Annotated in this window: 19 protein-coding genes; 8 read left to right on the forward strand and 11 right to left on the reverse strand. The window is 55.7% G+C overall.

Features of this window, described 5'->3' with window-relative positions:
- Positions 1–194 precede the first annotated feature (194 nt).
- Positions 195–749, reverse strand: a complete 555-nt coding sequence (locus tag NSS64_RS27070) for a GNAT family N-acetyltransferase (protein ID WP_341142162.1) — start codon at positions 747–749, stop codon at positions 195–197.
- A gap of 105 nt (positions 750–854) precedes the next feature.
- On the opposite strand from NSS64_RS27070, the gene pdxR reads away from it, so the two are divergent.
- The gene (gene pdxR, locus NSS64_RS27075; protein WP_341142163.1) at positions 855–2,303 is read left to right on the forward strand and encodes a MocR-like pyridoxine biosynthesis transcription factor PdxR; all 1,449 of its coding nucleotides are present in this window, start codon (positions 855–857) and stop codon (positions 2,301–2,303) included.
- Between the two features lie 256 nt (positions 2,304–2,559).
- Here pdxR and NSS64_RS27080 read toward each other — a convergent pair whose 3' ends face one another.
- A complete protein-coding gene (locus tag NSS64_RS27080; RefSeq protein ID WP_341142164.1) occupies positions 2,560–3,522 on the reverse strand; it encodes a helix-turn-helix transcriptional regulator in 963 nt (320 codons plus the stop codon).
- A gap of 115 nt (positions 3,523–3,637) precedes the next feature.
- Between NSS64_RS27080 and NSS64_RS27085 the strand changes: the two genes are divergently transcribed.
- Positions 3,638–4,063: a VOC family protein gene (locus tag NSS64_RS27085; protein ID WP_341142165.1), complete on the forward strand. Its 426-nt coding sequence runs from the start codon at positions 3,638–3,640 to the stop codon at positions 4,061–4,063.
- Between the two features lie 40 nt (positions 4,064–4,103).
- Here NSS64_RS27085 and NSS64_RS27090 read toward each other — a convergent pair whose 3' ends face one another.
- From NSS64_RS27090 to NSS64_RS27105, 4 genes are all read right to left on the reverse strand, one after another.
- Positions 4,104–4,346 carry a hypothetical protein gene (locus tag NSS64_RS27090; RefSeq protein ID WP_341142166.1) on the reverse strand — a complete coding sequence of 81 codons (243 nt, stop codon included), beginning with the start codon at positions 4,344–4,346 and terminating at the stop codon, positions 4,104–4,106.
- A 109-nt stretch (positions 4,347–4,455) separates the two neighbouring features.
- The gene (locus NSS64_RS27095) at positions 4,456–5,355 is read right to left on the reverse strand and encodes a DNA-3-methyladenine glycosylase family protein (RefSeq protein ID WP_341142167.1); all 900 of its coding nucleotides are present in this window, start codon (positions 5,353–5,355) and stop codon (positions 4,456–4,458) included.
- The gene (locus tag NSS64_RS27100) at positions 5,336–5,926 is read right to left on the reverse strand and encodes a methylated-DNA--[protein]-cysteine S-methyltransferase (protein WP_341142168.1); all 591 of its coding nucleotides are present in this window, start codon (positions 5,924–5,926) and stop codon (positions 5,336–5,338) included. The genes NSS64_RS27095 and NSS64_RS27100 overlap by 20 nt, the downstream gene beginning before the upstream one ends.
- The gene (locus NSS64_RS27105) at positions 5,901–6,497 is read right to left on the reverse strand and encodes a bifunctional transcriptional activator/DNA repair enzyme AdaA (RefSeq protein WP_341142169.1); all 597 of its coding nucleotides are present in this window, start codon (positions 6,495–6,497) and stop codon (positions 5,901–5,903) included. Before NSS64_RS27105 ends, NSS64_RS27100 begins: the two co-directional genes overlap by 26 nt.
- Positions 6,498–6,699: 202 nt before the next feature.
- Here NSS64_RS27105 and NSS64_RS27110 point away from each other — a divergent pair, with 202 nt between their 5' ends.
- Together NSS64_RS27110 and NSS64_RS27115 are read left to right on the forward strand one after the other, a co-directional pair.
- Positions 6,700–7,599, forward strand: a complete 900-nt coding sequence (locus NSS64_RS27110; RefSeq protein ID WP_341142170.1) for a GNAT family N-acetyltransferase — start codon at positions 6,700–6,702, stop codon at positions 7,597–7,599.
- A 22-nt stretch (positions 7,600–7,621) separates the two neighbouring features.
- Positions 7,622–8,500 (forward strand): AraC family transcriptional regulator, encoded by an 879-nt coding sequence (locus tag NSS64_RS27115; protein ID WP_341142171.1) that lies wholly within the window; start codon positions 7,622–7,624, stop codon positions 8,498–8,500.
- A gap of 104 nt (positions 8,501–8,604) precedes the next feature.
- Here NSS64_RS27115 and NSS64_RS27120 read toward each other — a convergent pair whose 3' ends face one another.
- Positions 8,605–8,826 (reverse strand): hypothetical protein, encoded by a 222-nt coding sequence (locus tag NSS64_RS27120; protein WP_341142928.1) that lies wholly within the window; start codon positions 8,824–8,826, stop codon positions 8,605–8,607.
- Between NSS64_RS27120 and NSS64_RS27125 the strand changes: the two genes are divergently transcribed.
- Positions 8,816–9,529, forward strand: a complete 714-nt coding sequence (locus NSS64_RS27125; protein ID WP_445667856.1) for a copper amine oxidase N-terminal domain-containing protein — start codon at positions 8,816–8,818, stop codon at positions 9,527–9,529. The genes NSS64_RS27120 and NSS64_RS27125 overlap by 11 nt on opposite strands.
- Before the next feature lie 645 nt (positions 9,530–10,174).
- Here NSS64_RS27125 and kdgT read toward each other — a convergent pair.
- The 3 genes from kdgT to NSS64_RS27140 all read right to left on the reverse strand — a co-directional run bounded on the left by kdgT (position 10,175) and on the right by NSS64_RS27140 (position 14,738).
- Positions 10,175–11,179, reverse strand: a complete 1,005-nt coding sequence (kdgT, locus tag NSS64_RS27130; protein ID WP_340945347.1) for a 2-keto-3-deoxygluconate transporter — start codon at positions 11,177–11,179, stop codon at positions 10,175–10,177.
- A gap of 42 nt (positions 11,180–11,221) precedes the next feature.
- Positions 11,222–12,238 (reverse strand): tripartite tricarboxylate transporter substrate binding protein, encoded by a 1,017-nt coding sequence (locus NSS64_RS27135; protein ID WP_341142172.1) that lies wholly within the window; start codon positions 12,236–12,238, stop codon positions 11,222–11,224.
- A 181-nt stretch (positions 12,239–12,419) separates the two neighbouring features.
- Positions 12,420–14,738 carry a helix-turn-helix domain-containing protein gene (locus NSS64_RS27140; protein WP_341142173.1) on the reverse strand — a complete coding sequence of 773 codons (2,319 nt, stop codon included), beginning with the start codon at positions 14,736–14,738 and terminating at the stop codon, positions 12,420–12,422.
- Between the two features lie 185 nt (positions 14,739–14,923).
- On the opposite strand from NSS64_RS27140, the gene NSS64_RS27145 reads away from it, so the two are divergent.
- Both NSS64_RS27145 and NSS64_RS27150 read left to right on the forward strand, forming a co-directional pair.
- A complete protein-coding gene (locus NSS64_RS27145; protein WP_341142174.1) occupies positions 14,924–16,561 on the forward strand; it encodes an SWIM zinc finger family protein in 1,638 nt (545 codons plus the stop codon).
- Positions 16,558–19,599, forward strand: a complete 3,042-nt coding sequence (locus NSS64_RS27150; RefSeq protein WP_341142175.1) for a DEAD/DEAH box helicase — start codon at positions 16,558–16,560, stop codon at positions 19,597–19,599. The genes NSS64_RS27145 and NSS64_RS27150 overlap by 4 nt, the downstream gene beginning before the upstream one ends.
- Positions 19,600–19,711: 112 nt before the next feature.
- Here the strand turns inward: NSS64_RS27150 and NSS64_RS27155 are convergent, their stop codons facing one another.
- On the reverse strand, positions 19,712–20,506 hold the full coding sequence (locus tag NSS64_RS27155; protein WP_341142176.1) for a hypothetical protein: 795 nt from the start codon (positions 20,504–20,506) through the stop codon (positions 19,712–19,714).
- 573 nt (positions 20,507–21,079) lie between these two features.
- Here NSS64_RS27155 and hflX point away from each other — a divergent pair.
- Entirely contained in the window at positions 21,080–22,351 is a 1,272-nt protein-coding gene (gene hflX / locus NSS64_RS27160; protein ID WP_341142177.1) for a GTPase HflX, read from the forward strand.
- The last annotated feature ends 181 nt before the right edge of the window (positions 22,352–22,532 follow it).

Genomic DNA, 22,532 nt, shown 5'->3' on the forward strand with positions numbered 1-22,532 from the left:
TGACTTTTGATTTTTTGAATTCGGTCTTGCTCAGTCTTTGACTTTGTCTGACCTATGGCTTTATTATAGCCTGCACCCCCGGAGAAAACAAAACCCGTATAAGCCGAAAATCCGGGAAAATCCGGCGTTTCGGCTCGTTTTTTAATATAAATTTTAACCTTATTAAAGTTTTGACCTTATTTGACCTTCCTATTCTATTTCAAATAACGCTCCCGGTATTCACTCTCCAGCATGCCCATCATAATTACATCATGATACTCATGGTTATAGAACAGCGTCTGACGCCGCACCCCCTCCTGCACGAACCCGATGGACTCATAGACATGCGCAGCACGGGCATTATAACTGTAGACCTCCAGCTCAATTCTGTGCAGATTCAGAATGCCGAAGCCATAATCGAGCATAAGCAGCAGCGCTTCACGCCCATATCCTTGTCCCTGATGCTGCTCGTCCCCGATGGCGATCCGCAGATTGGCATTCCGGTTATCCCCATCTATATCCTGAATGGCGATGTCGCCGATAACCTCGTCGTTCTCCTTCAGCGCGATGAGCAGCAGCACTGTACTGTCATCCCCGGACTTATGGGCGATATACTGCTCAATCTGCTCTTTGGTGACATGATTCTTGGTTCCGGTCAGCCTGCGGACTTCCGCGCCGTGGAACATCTCATAATACAGCCCGGCGTCCTCCCCGTTCAGAGTGCGCAAATATACCTTATTCCCTGTTAAAAGCCTTGAAGCCCTGTTCATCTCTGTCCACTCCCACTGTCGTAATTGCTCTTATAGTAATATAAATCTGTATACTATAAAATATACAGAAACGTCCGATTTCTAAGGACAGATGGAAGGTGAGCTATGCTGCTTGTCCCGGATCTGAATGAACATAGCGAGACCCCTTACTACATACAGCTCTATGATTATCTGGCAAAAGCAATCCTGGGCGGCACCCTGCAGAGCGGGACGCGCCTGCCTTCTATCCGCCGCCTGGCAGCGTTATGCGGGATCAGCGCCACTCCGGTGGAGCTTGCTTACCAGCAGCTTCTGGCAGAGGGCTTCATCACCAGCAAGCCGCGCAGCGGCTACTATATTCTGCCCGTTCACCGGGAAGGCGGCCCTGCTGCCGCCGGGGAACGGCCCCGTCCGGCACCCCGCCCGATCACGCCCCGTGATTCACGGCACTACGCGTATGATTTCCATATGTCGCGCAATGATTTCTCCCTGTTCCCGCACAAAATATGGCGCAGCCTCTACCAGGAGCAGCTGGCGAATCCAGACCTGCTCCAGTACGGCGATCCCCAGGGGGAGCCGGCCCTCCGCGCAAGCATCGCCGCCCATCTGCGGCAATTCCGCGGGCTGCGCTGCACGGAGAAGCAGATTGTAATCGGCGGCGACCAGTATACGCTGTGTTCTTTGCTGTGTCTGCTGCTGAAGGTAAGGGTGAGCGGACTGGGTATCGAAGATCCGGGGTACCACCTGCTGCCGGCGGCATTCCGGCGCAGCGGATACGGAATCAAGCCGATTCCGCTGGAGGAGGATGGATTGCAGATAGACAAGCTCTACAGCAGCGGAGCAGATGCTGTGTACATCTCGCCGTCCCACCAGTTTCCCCGGGGGATGACCATGCCAATCACCAAACGTCTTGCCTTGCTGGAGTGGGCCCGGTCCACCGGCGGCTATATCATCGAGGATGATTATGACGGGGAGTTCCGTTATCACGGACGGCCGATCCCCGCGCTGCAAGGGCTTGCTGAGGGCAGTCCGGTGATCTATATGTGCAGCTTCGCACAGTCGGTGACCCCTGCGTTATGTATTCACTATATGGTTCTGCCGGAGGAGCTGCTGCCGGACTACTACAGCCTGAGAAGTGAGCTGTACCTGGAGCATTCAGCCTCACGGCTTCATCAGATTGCGCTGCATTATTTCATGGAGCGGGGACATTTCGAGAAGCACCTGCGGCGGATGCGTCTGCTCTATCAGCGCAAGCATGACCTGCTGCTGCGCTCAGTCAGGCAGCATTTCGACGATGCCGCAGTGCTCAGCGGAACGGATGCCGGATTTCATCTGCTGCTGACCTTTAAGTCGCCCGCAGAAGGCAGCGCTAGAGTTAAAGCCAGATTTAGCACCAGCGCCAGGGAGCTTGCTGCCGCAGCGGAAGCTGAAGGCATCCGCGTTACCCCCATGTCCTATACGTGGTGGGCCAAGCCAGATTATGACGAACCCGAATTCATCCTGGGCTTCGGCGGGATCGCCGAGGACCTCATCGATGAAGGCATCCGCAAATTGGCGGAGGCATGGCTGGGCTAATACGTATCAGATTTAAGAGCGCCTCACTCCCGTGCAGTCATTCACATGCTGTAGGCGCTGGAAAGGCAGTAACTGTATTTTGTACAATGGAATGAGGTCAAAACAGCTTCAAAATTGGTTCTATTGTATTCTGTACAATTGAATATTGAACAAAGGGCACTTTTCGCCCAAAATGCATCATTCCAATGTACGAAATACAATAGAATATCATTTCACGGTCAGATATACGGTTTCTATTGCAGGAAATACAATCAGATCAACTATACTTCTCCAGCATATCCGCAAGCGTCCGCTTCACCTCGGCCACCAGCTCCGGCGGCTCCTGCACGGTAGCCTCGCTGCACAGGCCAATCACAAACCGCGCGAAGAAGCCCAGATCGCTTCCCGGAACCTCTCCCTCCAGCCAGCCGGTGCCGTCTGCACGAATATGCAGCAGCACCGGGGACCATACCTCACCTTCGCAGGCCTGAACCCCCTCACTCCCCAGCTCTACGTACAGCCGGATAAGGCTTGGTTCCGCTTGCGGCGGCTGCGGACTGCCGTATTCCTCTGTATTGTCCAAGTGGATATGACGCAGATCAAGCGCGTCTGGTCCCGCTTCATCATACCCGGCAGACTGAATCCGGTCGCAGCGGAAGATACGGATGCTGCTCCGCAGGAAGCAATACGCCGGACAATACCACAGGCCGTTACTGGCATAGATGCCGACGGGCTGAATCCACCTTTGCTGCCGCCGGCCCTTCGACTCATAATCGATCAGCAGCACTTTTTGCCCGGTAGCCGCTTCCAGCAGTTGGGGCAGATAAGGGAATTCCGCCTGCCGTGCCGGTGTCAGGAAATCAATCCTGTTCTTCATCTCATCAATCCGGTCACGAACATCGCCAGACATGTAGTTATAGAATTTGTGCAGGGCGGATAAGGATTCTTCCTTGAAGGGAAGATATTTATAATGGCGCAGCGCATGGCTGGCAAAAAAAATCGCCACCGCCTCTTCCTCTGTGAACGCAATCGGCGGAAGGATTCTCTCGCTCAGCACCTGATACCCTCCATGCGGCCCCACTTCGGAATAGAGCGGTACGCCCAGTTCCCCCAGCTCCTGCAAATCCCTGAGAATCGTGCGTGAAGAGACATTGAATTCGTCAGCCAGCTCCCTGACGGTGAATTTGCGCTTACGGTTGACGGTCATCATGAGGTCCAGCAGCCTTTTGGATTTCGACACAGGGTTCACTCCATTTATTATTTTAACTATGACAATACCTGTCACTATTATAGTCTACACTATAACCATAGCCGGTTAGTACAGGCAAATACACCTTCCAAGGAGCGAACAAAACATGAAACTGCAAATGAACCCTTATATTCTGGTGGACGGATCTGCCCGGGAGGCGATAGCTTTTTATCAGGAGGCGCTTGGCGCTGTGGTGCTGTTCAAGCAAACAATGGGCGAAGGCCCGCAGAACCCGGACGCCCCGATGACGGAGCAGGAGAAGGCGCAGATTGCCCATGCCGTGCTGCTGGCTGGGGAGACGAAGTTTTTTGTGGCGGATTATGAGCCAGGTATGCCGCGCAGCCGGGGCAACAGCATCAACATCTGTCTCACGGTGGAGACCGAGGCTGAAGCACAGCAGCTTTTCAACTCACTGAAAGCAGGCGGCACTGTCAACATCGAGCTGGCCCCGGCCTACTACAGTCCCGCTTACGGCATGGTAACAGATAAGTTCGGCGTATGCTTCCAGATTTTCACGATGAAGGGGCGGTGAGGCTGGGGAGGCCGAGGTAGCCTAGAGCCGATGGGCATTGCTACAAATGCGATAGGCTCCGCAGACCTATGTATCTTCGCGCGGCGTCCAATGTAATCGGTTTTTCGATTACATTCGGCTCGGTAGCCATTGCGGCGTCCAATGTAATCGGTTTTTCGATTACATTCGGCCCGGCAGTCATCGCGGCGTCTAATGTAATCGGTTTTTCGATTACATTCGGTCCGGTAGCCATTGCGGCGTCTAATGTAATCGGTTTTTCGATTACATTCGGTCCGGTAGCCATTGCACAGTCCAATTGTGGTCGGTTTTTCGGCCACATCCGCATTGGGCATCAGCCGCAACAACGCAAACAAAGCACAGTCCCTCCATACTTAAGGGGACCGTGCTTTGTTCTAATACAACGCCCGCCACAAGTAAAAGGTGGCGTAGGCTTCCCAACCTTGCCAAGGCTGGGCCAGGTCGAGCAGCTCCGCTGGCGTCGGCTTGCGGTCCATGCCGGTCAGATGCTTGATCACGTTCTGCAGGCCAACATCGCCGACCGGATAAGAGGACGCATCGCGCAGGCAGCGCATACGGACATATTGCGAGGTCCACGGGCCGATCCCGCGGATCTGCAGCAGCCGCTGCTCGGCGGCAGCCGGGGACGGTAGCGCCAGCAGCTCCTCCCGGCTTAATTCCCCGCTTGTGATCAGCGAGGCTACGGTAAGCACCGTCTGTGCTTTGCTGCGGGTTAGCTGCAAGGCGCACAATTCCTCTACCTGCACTCCTGTGAATACCTCTGGTCCAGGGAAACGGTAGTAGGTCTGCCCCTCCCATTCCAGCGCTTCACCGTATTCAGCGGTCAGCCGCTGCTTCAGCCTGTAGGCAAAAGCCAGATTCACCTGCTGGCCCAGAATCGCCCAGCATAACGCCTCGAACAGATCCGGGATGCCGATGATCCGCAGCCCCCGGTGCTCGCTGGCCAGCGGCCCGAGCAGCGGGTCCATTGCCGCCAGCCTGTAGAACGGGGCAAGGTCCCGGTCCAGATCAAACCACTCCACAATGTAGCGGGCCAGCCACTCCTGCTCCAGCGCACCGGGAATCGCCCCATGCAGCCGGGTTACACTCAGCTTGTGATTCTCGGACACACTGAGCCGTACCAGCAGCGGGCCACCCTCTATCCTGAACATCCGGCTGACGCCTGCTTTATCCGTGCGGAACAGGCATTCCAGTGGCGATCGGTTCATGTACTCCAGACAGGCCCCCAGGTCGAAGTCTTCCGGCAGCGGCAGCTCAAAAAGCAAATCGTTCATGACCAGCCGCCCTTACATTGAGAATTCCCTCCAGCTGGAGCAGCTCCTGCTTCATCTGGAGTCCGCCCCGGAAGCCGGTTAAGGTGCCGTTCGCGCCAATCACCCGGTGGCAGGGTACAATGACCGGCACCGGGTTCTGCCCGTTGGCCGCGCCGACAGCACGGACCGCCAGCGGTCTGCCGATCCGCTCAGCCAATTGCTTGTAGCTGGCCGTCTCCCCATGCGGGATGGTAAGCAGCCCCCGCCACACCTCCTGCTGAAACGGGGTGCCCCACAGATCCAGCTCCACATTGCTGAAATCCACCGGCTCTCCGGCAAAATACCGCTCCAGCAGCGTGATCACCCCAAGCTGCTCAAATCTCCCGGCATCCTCCATGAGCTCATGGGCAGGCGCATACATTTTCAACCAGGAGGCGGGTAATTGCCCTTCGTCCTGCGGGAAGGATACGCGGATCAGGCCTTTATCGCTAGCCCACAGGGTCCACTCCCCGTTCCCGAGGTTCAGGGTATGATGATAAATCGTGATAGTATCTGTACTCCGGCTGTTATTCCGGCTTGGGCTTGGGTTCATGTTGGTTTCCTCCTTCGTTATGCTTGCTATGGTACTCTGTAGGGGACAGCCCCGTCTTCTTCACGAACCAGGCGGCAAAATGAGAGGGCGTACGGAACCCCACCGCCCGGCCGACTTCAGCCATCACTGCTGCGGTCTCCGTCAACAGCCTGCGGGCTTCTTCGGTTCGCAGCGTGTCCAACCTGGCAGCAGGTGACTGGCCGGTTACCCGTTTATAGGTGCGCTGTAAGTGGAACGAGCTAACCTTCAGCTCTTCAGCCATCGACTTCAGGGTCAGCTTGCTGCCGAACCGCCCGTCCATAATGGCATCCGCCTGCGCCGCCAGGACTGCGTCCGGACGGAGGGTGCCGCCTTCCTCGGGACGGCATCTTTTGCAGGGACGGAAGCCTGCCGAAATCGCCTCCTGCAAGGAGCCATAGAATACAACATTCGCTGCCTTCGGCGTTCTCGCCCGGCAGGACGGACGGCAGACAATATGGGTCGTCAGCACCGCCGTATAGTAGATCCCGTCATAGGTCGGCTCACGCCGCACCACCGTTTCATAGATACGCTCGAACATTTGCGGGTCCATCCCCATCACCTCTTACCGCCAGTATAAACGATTCGTTTTGATATATGCAGCCTATTGCAATAGGAAAGCAAGATTACGACAGTGAGGCTGAGGGTTTAGCCGATTCCGAGCAACGTTCGGAAAAAAGTGGAAAAACATCAGCTATTAGTGCTAGAATTGACTGCTTGAATTAACAATCTTTATTCGGAGGACACAAAACCCAATGAAACTATCAGACATCCGCTGCGAACGCCTAAGCAAGAAGGATTCGCTCGCAGCAACAAAACTATTAAGCCTGGACACGGATACTGGTCCTGACCTCCTGCGGGTGCTTGAAGAAGAGCCGGAACTGTTTATTGCTGCATATGTGGATGAGACGCTTATTGCGTTAGTCCAAATGGAAGCGTCCTTACCCCAGTCTCATTTGAATGTATTCGTCGCTCCGCAGTATCGCCGGCAAGGCATTGGTAGGGCTTTGATGCAGACGGCAGAAGCTCAATTACAGGCAGGCGGAACCCGTAAGGTCAGTACTTCTATCCGGTCCGGGGTACCCTCTTCTCTTGCATTTACCCGCAGCCTTAGCTATGCCCCGTACTATTCACTTATTTATATGGAACGAACCGGCGGTTCTTTTCCTCAGGAGACATCCTCTGTAAGGTTGTATAGAGATGAGGACTTTGTGGCTGCCCATTCGCTGTATGCTACTGCTTTTCATGAAATGCGGATGCGCATCGGATGCTTCCCCGATTCTGTGGTTGCAGAGCCTAATGAAGGCAGACGAAACGCCTGGGCAACGGATGCGCAAGACCGGCTGGTCTATGAGCTTGACGGGGAAATTGCGGCTTACAGCCACATCCACGGGAATGAAATCAGCAGTGTTAGTGTACGTTCTGACCTTCAGGGGCGCGGGATCGGACGAACCTTCGTGAAGTACTTGTGTGGCGAGATCCACCGGCGCGGCTACACAAGCGTCATCCTATCCTGCGTCGTTGGGAATGAGGCCATACATTTGTATAACAGCCTTGGTTTTCAGGAAACGCATCGAATAGAATATATGATAAAAAATCCGGACAACTCAAAGCATTCCCGGTCAGGCCCCTCCCTGCCCGCTTCTCTACAATGAATAGTGAAAGGAAGGTGAGGAGATGGAGACGATACGGCTGCTTCAGCAGGCGATCGATTACGTAGAGCAGAATCTGCATAACGCTATCGGCGTCGAGGAGATCGCTGGAGCGGCGATGACCTCGAAGTACCATTTTCAGCGGATGTTCCATGCCTTGACAGGGTTCACTGTTACCGAATATGTGCGCAACCGGAGGCTCACACTGGCGGCGGAAGAGCTGGCTGGAACGGACGGCAAGGTAATCGACATTGCGCTGAAGTATGGGTACGAGACACCGGAGTCCTTCGCCAAAGCGTTTCAGCGGGTGCATGGAGTGACGCCCAATATGGCGAAGAAAAAGAACGTGAAGCTCAAATCGTTCTCCCGCCTCTCCTTTCAAATTCAGATCAAAGGAGAAAGCGAAATGAACTACAGGATGGTTGAAGAGAAGGGCTATGGCGTCATGGGTAAGGAGGTTATTATCCACCAGGATGCTTATAGCGAAATCCCTGCGTTCGTAGAGAAAATCTGGAACGATGGGACACATGACCGGATTAACGAAATTGCCGGTAGACCTGCGGGCTCGCTGCTTTTTGGCTATTATTATGACTTCCGTGAGGATGGGACCAAGCGGTATCTGATGGGAATCGAACTGCCGGAAGGACAGAAGGTGCCGGAAGATCTGGTGAATCTGACTATACCCGACCAGACCTATGCTGTATTCGATTGCCGGGATAGAGTTCCTGAGGATCAGGAGCTGGGGCTGGGTATTCTGAATGTCTGGCGGCGGATCTATTCGGAATGGTTCCCGTCGTCAGGCTTTGAACAAGTAGAGGGGCCATGCATCGAGAAATACTTCTGGACGAATGATGAGCATGATGAATGTATATGCGAGGTATGGATTCCTGTAACGAAGAAATAAAACATAACATTTCTGATAAGCCCTCTACCAGCCATAAAGGCATCTGGAGGGCTTTTTTCCGTGTCAGGGTAACGATTGTTAACCTCTCAATTCTCACGTTATAATCAATGTATACAAATAACTGGAAGGGATGGATCTTCTATACTTAAGAAAATGCTTCTTATCTGCATGATCTCCTTATTGCTGCTTCCCAACGTTCTTCTGGCAGCCCCTGCTTCCGGCCCGGCCCGTTCAACCGCAAGATCCATACAGGTTAACATCAATGGTGCTTTTATCTCTTCTGATAGCAGTCCTTTCATAAAGTCTGGCAGAATCATGATTCCCATCCGCATGCTTGCTTCCCTGGGGCACCAATATTCCTGGGACGCTGTCCGCCATACGGTCACGGTCACGAATTCCTCCAATGATACATTTCAAATGACGCAGGGCCAGCCCATTGCCTATAAAAATGGAAAGCCAATACAGATGGACAGTGAAGCCAATAATTACAACGGACGAATCATGGTTCCCGCAAAGTTTGTCAGTGAGGCATTTGGATACCGTGTGTACTATGAAAAGATAAGGGAGATCATCTTCATTCAATCTCAAAATTTCACTCCTGATGCCCAGGCCATCCATTCAGCAGATGTGAAGCAGGCGCGCCTGGCGGCCATTTCGTTGCCGGTGCGCTACGCTTTTAAATCCGGTACAAGTGTACAAAGTGATCAATCCCAATACTTCACCTATTCCTTTGCCTCAGGGGACGCCACCCGCTATGTCTACAGTAATGGAGAAATAACCACTGTGGTTGAGATTGCAGGCACAGCGGCAACAGCCGTATGGCAAGCTTCTGAGGCCGATATCCCCGGTTATCCTGCGACAACATTCGGCGGTGTGCAGCCAGCGTATATTTCCGATCTGTTTCAGGATTCTTTTAGCTACAACAACGGGGTGTATAGCGGTTATCGCACGCTTAGCGACGGTACTGTAACAACCTTTAAATTCCCCGGCCTCCCTTATACGGATCTGATCCGGGCCATCCCGGAGTAAGGAACTTATATGCCAAAGTTAGCTCCCGGGAAAAGGGTATACCGGTCCAGATATTTTGCAGTATCCGGTACCCTTTTCACGGACTTGATTGCCCCCTGCCCAAAAACAAAATTCCACCGCTCCACCTTCACCTTGTACTCATCTTCTGCAGTCACTCTCTGCACAATCCGCACGGTTAAGGTGCTGTCTGCATATCTCTCGCCCGTTCTAAGCGTTTTCTCTCACCGGCTGCTTGCTTTGAGCCGCATTGTTGCACATTTTGCAGGATTGTTCTAAAAAATGTTACGTGCTACGGTACATTGTTGCATCATTTACAGGAATTCCGGTGTTTAAAGCAAGTTAGCGCTGGCTTTGTTGCATTTTATGCAGAATTTCAGCTTCTGGCGCTTCTATGGGGCAGTATTGCTGCACTTCTTGCAGGATTTCTCTACCTGGATTTCTCTACAATGTACGGTCTGTGGAGCATGGGACCCTATCCCTCTTCGCCGTAATACCTCGTATTCGGTTTTTTATATACATTTCATTTACTCTTCATTCAGATGATTCAAAAAAAGCCCCCGGAGCAGCCCTAACGCTGTCCGGAGGTTCTAAGTAACATAGAATTTAATCGCTCTAGTATGTGTTAATTACGTTGTTATCCGCCGTTTAGCTCACTGCCTGCTGAGCTTTAGCATCTATAGGTCCCTCTGCTGCCGGAGGGTTCTTTTTCTTCATGTAGTCGGAATAGTAAGCGGTGATGACCGGGACGAGAATGGAGGTAACGATTACGGATGCGGCTACCAGCGCTGTAGCGGACTGGGCGGCCGGCAGGAATTCGGGCTTCATGTTCGCTACCAGCATAGGGTTGGCGACCGCAGCACCGGCGGTACTGGAGGCGGCCAGTCCGGCAGTTCCGTTACCGCGGCCAATGAACTTGTCGGCCAGGATCAGCGGGACACCGGTAATAATGATAACGACAATACCAAGCAGAATACCGAGCAGGCCGGTGTCAACGATTACGCCAAGGTCGATCGAGCTGCCAAGAGCGAAGCCGAAGAAGGGAATGAGCGTCTGAGTAGCTCGGCCGAAGTAGGCGCGCAGATCATGATCCAGGTTCCCCAGGATGAACCCGACGAGGAACGGCAGGACAGCGCCAACGAAGAGATGCGGTTCAAATACAGCCACACCGGTGCTGCCCAGAATGAGCATGGTTACGAGCGGACCGGATTCGAGTGACATCAGCACGAAGGCACCGGATTCTTCCTTGGTCCCATACTGCTGCATAATGGAAGCGTACAGCCCGCCGTTGGTCATATCCATAGCGGAGATGATGGCGAGAACCGACAGTCCGGCGAAGAAGCCGGTTTGCACCCCGCCCTCGGGCAGGAACTGGATAGCGATCAGGGCAACAACCCAGGCCACGGCAATCTTGGTCAATACCAGCGTTCCAGATTTGCGCAATACGGTTCCGGTGGCTCTGACATCGATCGCGGCTCCCATACAGAAGAACCATACGGCCAGAATCGGCACGGTGCCCGTCATCAGGCCTTTGGTGAACCCTCCGAAATATTCGCCCGCATCAGGAAAAGCAGTGTGAATGATCGCTCCCAGAAATAGTGGAATGAGCATCATTCCGCCGGGAATCCGATCCAGTGTCTTTTTGATTTTCATATGATTACCCTACCCTTCTTACTCGTGATGAGTGTATATTATCTACTTGCGGCTTAGTCCAAGCTCGGGAATCATGACGGCGAACAGATCATCGCTCTCCTTGAGCTGCTTCGCAAAGGCTTTGCCGTCCTTCACCAGCAGCCCTAGCCCGTTCGAGTTCATATATTCGCGGAATTCCCTGTCTTCGGTCCCTTTGATAAATGCCCCTGCCAATACCTCCGCAATCGCATCCGGCGTATCCTTCGGTACAGCCAGTCCCCTCCATGTTCCCGTGAAGTTCACATGAATGCCGGTCTGCTCTTCCAGGGTCGGCACATCCGGCAGCGCCTCTGAGCGCTTATCGGCATTGACTGCCAATATCCGCAGCTTCCCTTCATCCACATATTTCTTCACCTCGGCGGGACTGACTGGTACCGCATCCACGAATCCGTCCAATAAGGCGGAGACGGCCGGCCCTGCACCTTCAAAGGGAATATGCGCGAACTTCACACCGGTCTCCCGTTCCAAGGTTACGGCGGCCAAGTGCCAAATGCTCCCCGTTCCTGCGTTTCCCATTTTCAATTCCTCTGGATGCGCTTTCGCAAAGTCGAGAAATTCATTGACGTCCTGCCATGGCGCGTCCTGTCTTACGGTGATGGCGGAAGGATCAAAATTCGTCTGAGCGATCGGTTTGAATCTCTCATAGGTAATCGGCAATAATCCCAGATGCGGAAGAATGGTCAACTCGGCCGGCAAAAAAGTAACGGTATAGCCGTCTCCCTTGGCATTCGCGCCTTCCATCAGTCCTACGGAGCCTCCGCCGCCGGTGCGGTTAACCACAATTACCGGCTGGCCCAGCACCTTCTCTGTCGCGGTGGCGAGTGCTCGCGCGGTGGCGTCCGTTCCTCCTCCTGCGGCATAGGGCACAAGCAGTGTGATTGGCCGTCCGGGATAATCTGTGCCGGCAGTCTCCTGGCCCGGGCCGCCTCCCCCAGGAATCCCGATTCTAAGAATCAACAGGACCAGAGCTGCTACAGCTGCTGTCCAGAGTCCTATTCGAGTGGTCCGTTTCAAATCCATCCCTCTTCTCTAATATAGAAGTAATCGGGCAGCCTGCAGATGCTTGATGTCTATGCCTGGCCTTGCGCCCGTGCCCTCACCCCCGTTTTCTTTGAGTATCAGCAGCCTGCCATGAAGGATGTGAAAGTTTTCTCAAATAGAACTTTATCGCAACCGGGGGTATTCCATCAATCGCATAATCTTATTCCGAATCCTCAGAAACGCCGGAATGGCGCGGTTTTGGCCGATCTGCATACTCCTTGGAAGATTTGCTGCTCTCCCTGAACTTGCCGGGTGTGGTCGATTTAATCTTGCGGAAGACCCGGATGAAGCTGTTCTCATTCTGATAACCCACCTGCTGGGCAATGTCGGCAATTCTCAGACTGCTGTCCTGCAGCAGCTCGCAGGCTCTATTGATTCTCAAGTTGGTCAGATAGTCATAGACGGTAGTTCCGGTCTCTTCCTTGAAGATGGTGCTCACCGAGGATACCCCCATGTTCACATGGGAGGCGATATCAGACAGCCCGATATTGAATTGCAGATTCTCCTTCATATACTCTATAAGATTCTGAACCAGCAGGAACTCCTTCGATTGCCGGTGCGCCCCGAAGGCGTCCGATAGCTGAACCGCTATGCTGCACAGCATCTGCTCAATCTCATTAAGCTCCATCGTTGTCACCTGATGCCAGGTGTAGTCAGCCAGCTCCGCAGGCACCGGGTATCCCCCGGCAGCCGCCATATGCAGAATCTCCTCCAGCAGGTCACTTAGCGAGCGGAATACTTTTTGCGGCTGAATTCCCCGCTTGCGGGTCTCGGCAATCCCTCTGCGGATCCAATCCTGTGCAGCGGCGGCATCGGATGCTCTCAGGGCGTTCAGCATTTCCTGCTTCCATAGCTCATCTGCTGCCCCGCTGCTCTCTTCATATTTGTTCTCTGCGCGGGAATAGACCCGTACATGGGAATACCCTTCATATAACCGGTAGGAGAGCGCAGTCTGTGCCTCTGAGTAAGACTGGGCGATATGGGTGATGGAGCCCGCTTGTTCACCGATGCCGACGGACACCGGAATCTTCAGCACTTCGAGCATGGCAGACGCCAGCTTCCGGGCAGCTGCGTACAGCTCCTGTTCTTCCCCGCCTGCCGCCTGTAACAGGATGACGAGACTGTCCTGCTGCGGTGAAGCGACCACGGTCCGCCAGGAAGCTTCGCAGATTTCATAGGCCATGTTAATCATCGCGTATTTGAGCAACATTTGATCCTCTTCCTTAAAGCCCGCAGACCACCGGGTATACCGGTCTATGGATAAGACCAGCAGCTCGAACGGACCTTCCTTCCAGCCGTTAAAATAGTGCTCAAACCGCGTATGTGTCTCCTGGGTGCCGATACTCCGCGTGATCAGGTCCTGCAGGAATTTGGAGCGCAGCTCCGGGAGACTCCAGTCCGCCACCAGCGATTTACTGCGGAAATCACCGACCAGCTTGCCGATGACCGGCTCCAGATCGTACAGCCCGCCCTGCCCGGCTGCCTTCTGCTCAGGAAGCAGCAGCTTGTTAATCCGTTTGAGCGGCCGGAAGGCGGCAAAATTGTAATAATACATGGCGGCGAGGCCTACGGCGATGGAGATCAGTGACAGCATCAGCATCATATTGCGTGCAATCTTCACATTCTTCAGCAGCTGTTCCATGGGTACGAGCGAGAGCAGGCGCCAGCCGGTCACATTGGAGAAGGTCTGATTCGCCATATAGGCCTGGCCTCCGATGGTGACATGGGCAAAGGGACTGACATCGATGTCTTCCAGCACCTTCCCCAGCTCCGCCAGCGGGAACGGAAGATTCAGCTTGGGGTAGATCAGCTCTCCTTCCAGGTTATAGACGAGCTGGTAGCTGGAGAGATGGGTGTACATTTTGGAGAACAGCGTATCGTAATCCAGATCAATCAGCACGGCACCGGCCACTTCGCCGTTCACTACCACCGGCCGGGCCAGTGACAGCAGCTCGGTATCACCGGGGCGGGAACCGTTGCCGGTGTAGAGCCTTCTTTTGATCAGAAGCGGCTTCTCCTTCATTCCCCCGATCCAGGCCCCCCATTCATGCTCAGGCGCCTCCCCCCAGGACGGAACATAGCCGTAGCGGCTGGAGAGCACAGACTGGTCCTTGAATTTGACCACGCTGATCGCATGCACATCCGGCTCTGTCGCCAGCGCCTTGAGGTATTCCTGTGCCGCTGCGGCTCGGCCGCGATTATCTGACTCAGCCGCCTCTATATAGCTCAGCACAGCGGGATGGAAGGACAGATCCACCGCCTTGTTGTCGGATTCCCGGAAGGCCCGGTTCGTAACATCCACATTAATCTGCAGCAGTTCAATATTCGGTGTATTCAGCTCGGTGTCCAGCGCATTGCGGTACTCTCTATAGGAGAATAGACCAATCATAGTAATCAGCAGGGATACCCCGGCTGTCAGCATCAGGATTAGACGGTTCTGTTTGTTGTGCAGCAGGTATTTCATTTTAAATCGCAGCATTGCTTAAGCTTCATCCTTCCAGCGGTTGCTCATAGGTCTAGATTTCAGATTAGCATGTTCCCCTAATATTTCAATATGGGGCATATCATACCTGTTAGGATTTCAGACTTTTCCGGGATACGCTATACAATAATGATATAATGGAACGACGGATTCACCCAATCTGCTACAGGAGAACGATAGCGATGCAGTCAAACTATATCATGGATGCTGCCGGGTGGGATAAGCTCATCTCGGAGGTAGCCCATTCTTTCGATGATCTGACCCTGAAACGGGGATTTCAATATTATAAGCAAACACGCGTGCATGCCTTCAGGATGATGGAAGAACGGAGAATCATGTCCATTGTGGAAGGCCGGGAGGATTATATAGTCTCTATAGATCTGGACCATCTGCAGGAGAGCCATTGTGATTGCCCCGTATCCGGGATGTGTAAGCATATGGCGGCCGTGCTGATGAAATACGCCGAGGAGCAGGACAAGCCTGTGCATTCCATCGCGAACGCCAAGGCCCTGGTCGACCGGCCGACGATTCATTCCGCTGCGGCGCCCGCTGTTCCGGGACGGCGCGGGGAACAACTGAAGAAGCTGGCCGCCCTGATTCCCGAGGCTACGGTGCAGCAGTGGCGTGAATACATGGCGCTGCTGGTGGAGCCGCTTGCCCATACGGTGCGCAACCCGCAGTATGCCGACCGGGCGCTCGCCGCCATCACCGGGGGCCAGCCCAAGCTGCCTCCCGCTGCTGCCCAACTGTTCAAGTTACACGCTCATCTCTGTGTGCTAGAGAGTATCCTCCGGCCTGGCGGGACTTCCCTCACGGCGAACCCCTTGTCTCTTGGTTATTCCGTGGGCTACTACACCTCTATTGCGATTTCCGAGCTGCAAAAGCATATCACAGACATGATGAAGCGGGGTCTGCCGCTGGCGGAAGCCCCTGAGGAGTGGCCGAGAGTCTACGATACGATTGCCTATCTGCGGACTGAGATGCTGAACGAAACGCGTGAACGCGCCAGAGAACAGCCTTATTTCTCTGCTTGTTACAGCCTGCTGTGGATCAACTGGATTACCCCGAATCTAAGCGGACCGGAGCTGTACACCAAGGAGCTGGCGGAGCTGCAACAGGCCGGAGACAAGCTAAGCGCCGCTGCTCCCCGCCATGCCCTGCTGCTGGCCGAGAGCCGGATGCATGCGCTGCTGCATGAGGATGCGGCCGCTATTGAGAAGCTGAACACAGCGTCCGAACGGCCCGGGCTGCACCCGGAGGAGCTGATGAGCTTCCTGCCTCCGCTGGCCGAAGCCGGGCAGTGGAGACGCCTGACCCTGTGGCTGGCCGCGCTCGGCCCGCTGCTGAACAGCCGAATGTACAATCTGCTGGATTATGCAGGCTACTGGGATGAGGCAGTGCGTCACCTGCCCGAAGAAGAGCCGCTGATGTGGGATACGCTGTCGGGTATGCTGCCGCTGTCACGCGAGATTTATGAAGTCCAGCTGCTCGCCTACGGCAAATGGCAGGAATGGATGGATATGCAGATCTCCTCCGGCCATCGGCCTTCCGACTTCCGGGTGAGCGACCTGCAGCCGATCGAGAAGAATGCGCCGGAGCTGCTTCTGCCGTTCTACCATCAGGCGGTGGAGCGCTTCGTGCTGGAGAAGAACCGGCACAGCTACAAAGCGGCCGTGAAGCTGCTCAAGCGGCTCGCCAAGCTGTACAAAAAACTGAAACGCGAAGCACGCTGGGAAGTGTTCCTGGACGGCTTCACGGATAGGCATAGCCGCCTGCGCGCCCTGCAGGAGGAGCTGCGGAAAGGAAAACTGATCCCATGAATATGAAGATGCGCAATATTACTGTCCAGCTCGCCCTCACCCAGTATGGCGATGCGCTGATCTACGGTGTGGATGACCGGGATGATTATATGCCCGGTGTCCAGCTCAAGCAGATGCTGTTCGCCTGGCATGATGAATCCTTCTACGGCACGGAGCTTAGCACCTCGAAGGCCGATGAGGTCGAGCTGGTGGTGCTGCCTGCCGAGCAGGTCCTGCCGTTCTTTGCGGACCTGCGGCTGCTCCGGCATGTCGGCTGGAGCTGGCAGGGCGATGCCCAGCTGTTAACCCGGCTGGCCCCGCTGCTGGCCGGAATGCTGGAGGCCCGGCAGTATGCCCCCAGCTTCGCAGCCTACCGTGAAGGCCAACTCCGCTGGGCCTGGGCGGAGCAAGTGCTGGCGGAAGCCGCCGAGGCGGACTGGGACGATGCGGCCGCGCTGCATCGTCTTCAGGAGCGCAGCGGGTTCGCCGAAGGGCTGCAGGCCGCCTTCTCGGCGGCGGTCTTCCAGCGGCACTACAGCACCGAGGCACAGGCCGGTGATCTGCGCAGTGAATTCCCGCTGCTGTTCAGCGCAGGCGGGAGAAGCGCAGCCGGTATGGACGAAGACAGCTGGCTGATGTCCATCGGCTGGAAGGCAGACACCGCGCCGTTCCGGCCGGTGCTGCAGCTGCTTGAGCCTGACGATGAGCTGCCGCACTGGCGGCTCCAGCTGCTCCTCCAGGACAAGCGCGACGAGTCCGCGCTTGTGCCGCTGCGGCTCACCGGGGACGGCGAGCCGCACGGCACTTGGCCCGCAGCGTGGACAGCGCATGTCCACGAGCGCGCGGGCGGGTGGCTGTCACGGCTGCGTGACAGCCTTCCGGAGCACATCGGGCGCGGCGCCGATGTGCTGGCAGAGCCGCTGAGCGACGAGGTCGCGTGGCGGTTCCTTACGGCCGACAGCCGCCTCCTGCTGGAGGCTGGCTGGCAGGTGCTGCTGCCGGCGTGGTGGGAAGCCGCCAGCCGCAGGAAGCCGCGCCTGCGCGCGAAGATCAGCTCCGGCACGGCTGAGGGCAGCCGCGGGCAGTCGCTGTTCGGCCTGGATGCGCTGGTCGATTTCGACTGGCGCATCTCCATCGGCGACGCCGACCTGTCCGAGGCGGAGTTCGCCGACCTCGTAGCACGCGGGGAGCGCCTCGTCCAGTTCCGCGGCAAGTGGATTCCGCTGGACCCTGCGCTGCTGGCGCAGATTCAGCGGGCCATGGCCGGGATGGACAAGTCGCGCGGCTTGTCCTTCCAGGATGTGCTGCAGCTGCACCTGCTGAACGAAGGTGCAGACGGCGATTCGGAGGAAGCGGAAGCGCAGCGTGCCGAGGAAGAAGCGGTCCGCGTCCGGCTGGAGGTCGAGCTGAACGAGCATCTCGTGAAGCTGATCGGCCAGCTTGGGCAGCGCAGTCAGTGGCCGAAGCCGGAGGTGCCGGCCGGTCTGCACGCCGAGCTTCGAAGCTACCAGCATGAGGGCTTCGCCTGGCTGGTCTTCCTCCGCCGCTTCGGGCTGGGCGCTTGCCTGGCCGATGACATGGGGCTTGGCAAGACGGTGCAGCTGATCTCCTACCTGCTCCATCTGAAGGAGCAGGAAGAGGAAGCCGCAGCTTCCGGCGCACCCGCGGCCCGGCGGCAGACCGAGCCGGCCGGCTGGCCTTCGCTGATCATCTGTCCGACCTCCGTGCTGGGCAACTGGCAGAAGGAGCTGCAGCGCTTCGCACCTTCCCTGAAAGTGATGCTTCACTATGGAAGCAGACGCCTGGACGCCGGATATTTCTACGGCGCGGCTTCGCAGGCGGATGTCGTGCTCACTTCCTACGCTACCGCTGCACTGGACCAGGAGCTGCTGAAGCAGTTCACCTGGGCAACCGTGTGCCTGGACGAAGCACAGAATATCAAGAACGCCGGAACGAAGCAGTCCGCCGCCGTGCGCAGCTTCCCCGCCTTGCACCGGATCGCCCTGACTGGTACACCGATTGAGAACAGGCTGTCCGAGCTGTGGTCGATTTACGATTTCATTACACCTGGTTATCTGGGCAGTCCGAAAGGGTTCCAGGACCGGTTCGCAAATGCCATTGAGAAGGAGCGCAATGCCGAGCGGACCGCTGATTTGCAGCGGCTGGTCAAGCCGTTCATGCTGCGCCGCAAGAAGAAGGACCCGGCGATCCAGCTTGATCTCCCGGATAAGAATGAGATGAAGACCTACATTAACCTGACGGCCGAGCAGGCCGCACTCTACGATCAGAACGTGAACAGCCTGCTTGAACGGATGCAGAAGCTGGAGGGCATCGAACGCAAGGGGGCCATTCTCGCCGCCTTGACCAGCCTGAAGCAGCTCTGTGACCATCCGATGCTGCTGACCAAGGAGGCACTGCCTGAGCCGGAAGACGGCAGCGCTCTGGACACCACCTCCTTGATCGAACGCTCCGCCAAGCTGGAACGGCTGCTCGCGATGGTGCGCGAGCTGCGCGAGGAGAACGAGCGCTGCCTGATCTTCACCCAGTATGTAGGCATGGGCAAGATGCTCCAGGCCGTACTTCAGCAGGAGCTGCAGGAACCGGTGCTGTACCTGAACGGCAGCACGCCGAAGAGCACGCGCGACCGCATGATTGAGCGGTTCCAGACCCCCGCTCAGCCTGCGGGCGAAGCCGCTGCGGATGCAGCCGCCGGTGCACAGCCGTCCGATCAGCCGAATGTATTCATCCTCTCGCTCAAAGCGGGCGGGGTCGGCCTCAACCTGACGGCCGCCAACCATGTGTTCCATTTCGACCGCTGGTGGAATCCGGCGGTGGAGAATCAGGCTACGGACCGTGCCTACCGCATGGGCCAGACCCGGGATGTACAGGTGCACAAGTTCATCTCGCTCGGCACGCTGGAAGAGAAGATTGACGAGATGCTGGAGAGCAAGCAGCAGCTCAGCGACGACGTCATCTCCGGCTCCGAGGGCTGGATAACCGAGCTGTCCACGGACGCGCTGAAGGATCTGTTCACGCTGCGCCGGGAATGGGTGGGATAACCCGCCGCTGTGGATATCCCCTGCTTCGGCTATCTTTTATCTGCCACAGGTCTGTCTTCGGTCTGTTACCAGTCAGCCAGCGTGGCATTACTGGACCTTCACCCTTCGGCCTTCACCATTGCTCGGACATTCTGAAGGTGGCCGCCACATTGTCCTCACCGGCAAGCGAGCTGACCACCAGCGTGACCGGTACTTGCTGAAGATCGTAGGCGAGCCGCTGATTCAACAGATTCACCGCCACATTCTGGTATGCTCCGGATATGCCGGAGCCGATGCCTTGAGTCAGCACCCATCCGCCGGTGACTGCTGTACAGGTATAGTTCACCAGCAGCGCTGTTTCAGTGACAGGGATAGCCGTAGTCGGCGAAGGGTAATTCACAAAAGTTCCATTCACGGTCCCCCCGGCTATCACCTTATAGCGGATAGGGGTAGAGGCCAGAATCTCCAGCCCGTCTGGAACGATCTCGGCGGCCACTGCTTCAGGAACGGCGATCGTGGTGCTTCTGCGGAAGCTGATCGCTGCGGTGTCGCTGCTCGTTACGGGGATATTGTTACGGAATTCTGAGGTAATCCGGCTGAGCGCTATGGGCTGCAGGGTAACGGGACTCCAGAGCCCGCTGCTGTCCACAAGGAAGATCCGCACCCGTACCTGCTCCTGGGAGTAGGAGATATTGAATTGGAAAAAATTCTGCGTAATATTATATGTTTTGGTCACAACTTCCCGATAGTTCGACTCGAACAACTCCTGCGCGAACAGCGTTGAGGGACTTACATCGTTGTTGTAACCGGCCAAATAGACCGTTCCCTGGGCTATCCCATTGTTTACTACCTTCACTACTGCCTGACTGATGAGTCCTGCTCCCGGGGTAGGGTTCTTTGTTAACATATTGGTTGTCAGTATAGGCATTGTTATCACCCTCCGTTAGAGCTGTATTCAATAGGATATGCAGATAAAATTGGAAGTTTCTGGTCGCTTGACAGACCATGGCAGTTGTCAATTCACAGACACTGTGCTAAAATCAATGTAACTTTTTTAGAACGGAGGGTTGCGTGTGATAGACTATATCCGGATTCGCACTTTGCGCGGCTAATTATTTTCCCATAGCGCGAAAGCTCTGCCTTGTGCAGAGGACTCAGGATAAGTCTGTCCCTAACACGTAACCCATAGCATACACCCGTTAATCCGCAACCCGTACACTGATTCCCGGAACCGGTACACTGTGCCCAATAAGGCCTGTATCCACTCCGCCAGGATCTGTCTTTACCGGGAGGATTAGCTTTATATCTTTTTAAGTTGCCGGGGCCCTTGCCCTTGCCGCTTGAACCTTCACGGTGTCTATGGCAAGCATGGCCGTATAGCTGCTCCCGCGCAGCGGGCTATACCAGACTTTATTCTGTTGTTCCTCCACCTACTGTTAGCACAGGCAGACTGCCTGTGCTTTTTTGATGCTCAAATTACACTATGGAGGTTGATCAATATATGGAACACGTACAACAGAAAGCCGTTATCGTCGGCATGCAGCTGCAGAACGACACGAACTTCGCTTATTCAATGGAGGAGCTGCGCAATCTGGCAGCCGCCTGCGAGATTGAGGTCGTGGCTGAGCTTAGCCAGAAATCCAGCCGGGTGAACCCCTCACATTACATCGGGACCGGCAAAATCCAGGAGCTGGCGTTGCTGATGGAGCAGCATGAAGCACCGATCGTTATTTTCAACGATGAGCTGTCCCCCTCCCAGATCCGCAATCTGGAGTCATCACTGGACCGCGAGGTCATTGACCGGACCATTCTGATTCTGAATATCTTCGCCTCACGGGCGAAGACCAAGGAAGCCCAGCTGCAGGTAGAGGTCGCACAGCTGCAATATATGCTCCCCCGCCTGAGCGGCTTGCGTGAATCTCTCGGCAGACAGGGCGGCGGGGCCGGCCTGAAGAACCGGGGAGCCGGGGAAACGAAGCTGGAGCTGGACCGCAGACGGATTGAAGAACGGATCTCCGCGCTGCAGTTAGAGCTGCAGACGCAGGTCGCAAGGCGTCAGATCCAGCGTAAGCAGCGGCATAAGAATGAGGTGCCTGTGGTCTGTCTGGTCGGCTACACCAACACCGGCAAGTCCAGCTTAATGAACACCCTGGTAGAGACCTATCATCCCGGTTCGGGCAAAGGTGTGCTCGCCAAGGATATGCTGTTCGCGACGCTGGAGACCTCCGTGCGCAGCATTGCGCTGCCCGATCACAAGACCTTCCTGTTAACCGACACCGTAGGCTTCGTCAGCCAGCTGCCTCATCATCTGGTGAAGGCGTTCCGCTCGACCCTGGAGGAGGTAACGGAAGCCGATCTGTTGATTCATGTCGTCGATATTGCCGATCCGCAGCATGAGCAGCATATGGCGGTAACGAATGAGACCTTGAAGGCGCTGGGCGCTGACGGAATCCCTACCCTGTACGCCTACAACAAAGCTGATCTGAGGGAGGACCCTTACCCGCAGGTGGAGGATAACTCTGTCACCCTGTCTGCCAGGGAAAACCGCGGGATCGCCGAGCTGGTCACTCTGATCCGCAGCCGCATCTTCACCGACTATGTACAGTGTGAGATCCTGGTCCCGTTCGACCGGGGCAGCATTGTCTCCTACTTCAACGAACATGCCGATGTGCAGTCCGTCAGCTACGAAGAACAGGGCACACGCCTGAAGCTGGAATGCCGGGCCGCCGATTACGAGCGGTTTAGAGATGATTTTGTAGAGCTGCCACAATAAAATCGCTGAATGTCACAGGAGCTGGTCCCCGCATTACGGGGCCAGCTCCTTGTGCTATGTTCCTGAGCGGGGGCCTGAATACGATACAACCAAACCGCTGGGCATACCAGTGGTTTTTTGTCGTTTACAGCAACATACAGGGGATTGATATATTTTAGCGGGCAACACCGTCTTTATATTG

Source organism: Paenibacillus sp. FSL H8-0122, from assembly GCF_038005345.1.
In the GTDB taxonomy this organism is placed as follows: Bacteria; Bacillota; Bacilli; order Paenibacillales; family Paenibacillaceae; genus Paenibacillus_AQ.